We start from the raw sequence: 3059 nt of genomic DNA on the forward strand, positions 1-3059 counted from the left end.
GCCACCTCCGGCGGCGGGGCGGAGAGCGTGGCCAGCACCCCGGCGGCGTCGGCGGCGCGCGGGCCGGTGCCGGCGTGCGGCGGGCCCACGGCCAGCGCCTCGTCCTGCCAGGAGAGGTCGTCGAACGTACGGGCGGGGCGCCCGGTGCGGCCGGCGGGGGCCTTGAACACCCCGGCGCCCGGCCGGGCGGTCACCAGCCCCTCCGAGGTCAGGGCGGCGATCGCCCGGGAGACCGTCACGGGGCTCACCCGGTGGCGCGCCACCAGCGCCCGGCTGGAGGGCAGCTTCTCACCCTCAGAGTAGCGGCTCAGCTCATCTCGCAGGGCCGCGACCAACTGGGCAACACTGCTACCGTCGTTCATGACAGCACAAGATAGCGTTACTCGCCCGCGGGTGATATCGGCGCGCACCGGTACGCTCCTGGCCGCCCTCGGCGTGGTGTCCTTCTCCCTCAGCTTCCCGGCCACGGTCCGGGCGCTGGACGGCTTCGGCCCGTGGACGGCGACCGGCGTACGCGGACTGCTGGCCGGCCTGCTCGCGGCGGGCTGCCTCCGCGCCGCCCGCGTGCCCGTCCCGGCCCGGCGGGACCGGGCCGGGCTCCTGACCGTGGCCGCCGGCTGCGTCGTCGGCTTCCCGCTGCTGACCACCCTGGCGCTGCAGACCTCCACCACCGCCCACTCCGCCGTCGTCATCGGCGTGCTCCCGCTGGCCACCGCCGCCTGCTCGGCCGCGCTCACCGGCCGGCGCCCGTCGCGTACGTTCTGGACCGCCGCCGGCGCCGGCGCGCTCGCGGTGCTCGCCTTCACCCTCGGCCAGAGCCGCGGCCTGCCGGGCACCGGGGACCTCTACCTCTTCGGTGCGCTGCTGCTGTGCGCGGCGGGCTACGCCCAGGGCGGCCGGCTCGCCGCGCGCATGCCGGGCTGGCAGGTCATCGCCTGGGGCTGCGTCGCCGCCCTGCCGGTCTCCGCGCTCGTCACCGCGCTGGCGCTGCCCCGGGAGCCGGTCCGGCTGACGGCGGAGGCGGCGGCGGGCATGGCGTACATCGCGGCGGTGTCGCAGTTCGGCGGGTTCGTCGTGTGGTACCGCGGCATGGCCGCCGTCGGGGTGCCGCGGGCGAGCCAGATCCAGCTCGCCCAGCCGCTGCTCACCCTGGTCTGGGCCGTGCTGCTCATGGGCGAGGATCTGGCCCCGCTCGCCCCGGTCACCGCGGTGGTCGTCCTCGCCTGTATCGCCGTCACCCAGCGGGCCCGCAGTTGACGTACGGCGTACGGCCGAAGACCTCCGGCCCGCCGCCGGGCGCCTGTAGGGTGGCCAGGGGACACGAGAGGTGGAGGGGTGATCGTGGGAGTTTCCCTGGCCAAGGGCGGCAACGTCTCGCTGAGCAAGGAGGCACCGGGGCTGACGGCCGTGACCGTGGGGCTCGGCTGGGATGTGCGCACCACGACGGGCGCGCCCCACGACCTGGACGCCTCGGCCCTGATGTGCGGCGCGTCCGGGAAGGTGCTGTCCGACCTGCACTTCATCTTCTACAACAACCTCACCAGCCCCGACGGTTCGGTCGAGCACACCGGCGACAACCTCACCGGCGAGGGCGAGGGCGACGACGAGTCCCTCACCGTGGACCTCAGCATGGTCCCGACGGAGGTCGAGAAGATCGTCTTCCCGGTCTCCATCCACGACGCGGACGTGCGCGGGCAGAATTTCGGCCAGGTCAGCAACGCGTTCATCCGGGTCGTCAACCAGAGCGACGGCGTCGAGCTGGTCCGCTTCGACCTGAGCGAGGACGCCTCGACCGAGACCGCGATGGTCTTCGGCGAGCTGTACCGCCGCGGCGGCGAGTGGAAGTTCCGCGCCGTGGGCCAGGGGTACGCCTCGGGGCTGCACGGCATCGCCACCGACTACGGCGTCAACGTCGGCTGACGCCCGCCGCGGCGACGGCCGCGGGCACGACGGCCAGCGCGAGGACGCCGCCGCCGACCGTCAGCAGCGGATAGCCGGCGGTGGCGACCACCGCGCCGGAGGCCAGGCCGCCCCCGGCGCCCGCGGCCGAGATCGCGACGTCGACCAGGCCCTGGGTACGGGCCCGGGTGGCCGGCGGCACGGCGTGGGTGACCATCGTCGTACCGCTCACGAGCCCCAGGGACCAGCCCACGCCCAGCAGCCCGAGGGCCACCGCGAACACCGCGGTGGACTCCGCGGTCGTGGCGGCGACCACCCCCGCGGCCAGCATCGCCAGCCCCGCGCCGACGGCGACCGGGAGCGCGCCGCGCCGGTCCACCAGCCAGCCGGACAGCGGCGCCGGCAGGTACATCGCGCCGATGTGGACCGCTATGACCAGGCCGGAGGCGGCGGTGCCGTGGCCGTGTGCATGCATGTGGACCGGCGTCATCGTCATGATCGCGACCATGACCAGCTGGGTGACCACCATGACCAGCGCCCCCGGCAGCACCCCCCGGCCGGGCCGTCGGTCCGGCGGCGCCGCCCCGGCGTCCGCGGCCTTCCCCGTCCCTCCGGCTCTCCCGGCCGCCGCGGACGTGGACGCTGACCGCTCCGCGGCGCGCTCGGCCTCGTCGAGTTCGCGCGCGAGCAGCAGCGGGTCGGGGCGGAGCCACACCGCCAGCACCAGGGCGGCGGCCCCGTACGCGGCGGCCGAGACGAGGAACAGCCCGGACAGCCGGGGGACGCCGAGCGCGGCGCCCAGATCGCCCGCGGGCACGGCGAGGTTGGGGCCGGCCACCCCGCCCAGCGTGGTCGCGACCAGCACCGTGGACACGGCGCGGGCACGGTACGCGGGCGCCGCCAGATCGGCGCCGGCGTAGCGGGCGAGGAGGTTCGTGGCGGTGCCCGCGCCGTACACGACCATCGCCGCGAACAGCAGCGCGGAGCTGCCGGCGACCGCGGCGGCGACGACGCCCGCGCTGCCGGCGGCGCCGGTCAGGTACCCGGCGGCGAGCCGGGGGCGGCGCCCGTGCGCGTCGGATATCCGGCCGACGACGGCCGCCGCCAGCGCGGCCACGGCGGGGAGCAGGGCGCCGAGCAGCACGGCCAGGCCGGCGGCG

General features: G+C 76.4%; 4 protein-coding genes. 2 read left to right on the forward strand and 2 right to left on the reverse strand.

The window, feature by feature from the left end:
• Positions 1–362: winged helix-turn-helix domain-containing protein (locus tag ABD317_RS35270; protein WP_344295800.1), on the reverse strand; the 362-nt coding region annotated here is incomplete at its 3' end.
• Between ABD317_RS35270 and ABD317_RS35275 the strand changes: the two genes are divergently transcribed.
• Both ABD317_RS35275 and ABD317_RS35280 read left to right on the forward strand, forming a co-directional pair.
• On the forward strand, positions 361–1257 hold the full coding sequence (locus tag ABD317_RS35275; RefSeq protein ID WP_344295802.1) for a DMT family transporter: 897 nt from the start codon (positions 361–363) through the stop codon (positions 1255–1257). The genes ABD317_RS35270 and ABD317_RS35275 overlap by 2 nt on opposite strands.
• 84 nt (positions 1258–1341) lie before the next feature.
• Positions 1342–1920 carry a TerD family protein gene (locus ABD317_RS35280; RefSeq protein ID WP_344295807.1) on the forward strand — a complete coding sequence of 193 codons (579 nt, stop codon included), beginning with the start codon at positions 1342–1344 and terminating at the stop codon, positions 1918–1920.
• Here ABD317_RS35280 and ABD317_RS35285 read toward each other — a convergent pair.
• Positions 1907–3059, reverse strand: a 1153-nt coding sequence (locus ABD317_RS35285; protein WP_344295805.1) for an MFS transporter, incomplete at its 5' end; no start/stop codon positions are given. The genes ABD317_RS35280 and ABD317_RS35285 overlap by 14 nt on opposite strands.

The sequence above is a fragment of the Streptomyces synnematoformans genome, from assembly GCF_039531005.1.
Classification (GTDB): domain Bacteria; phylum Actinomycetota; class Actinomycetes; order Streptomycetales; family Streptomycetaceae; genus Streptomyces; species Streptomyces synnematoformans.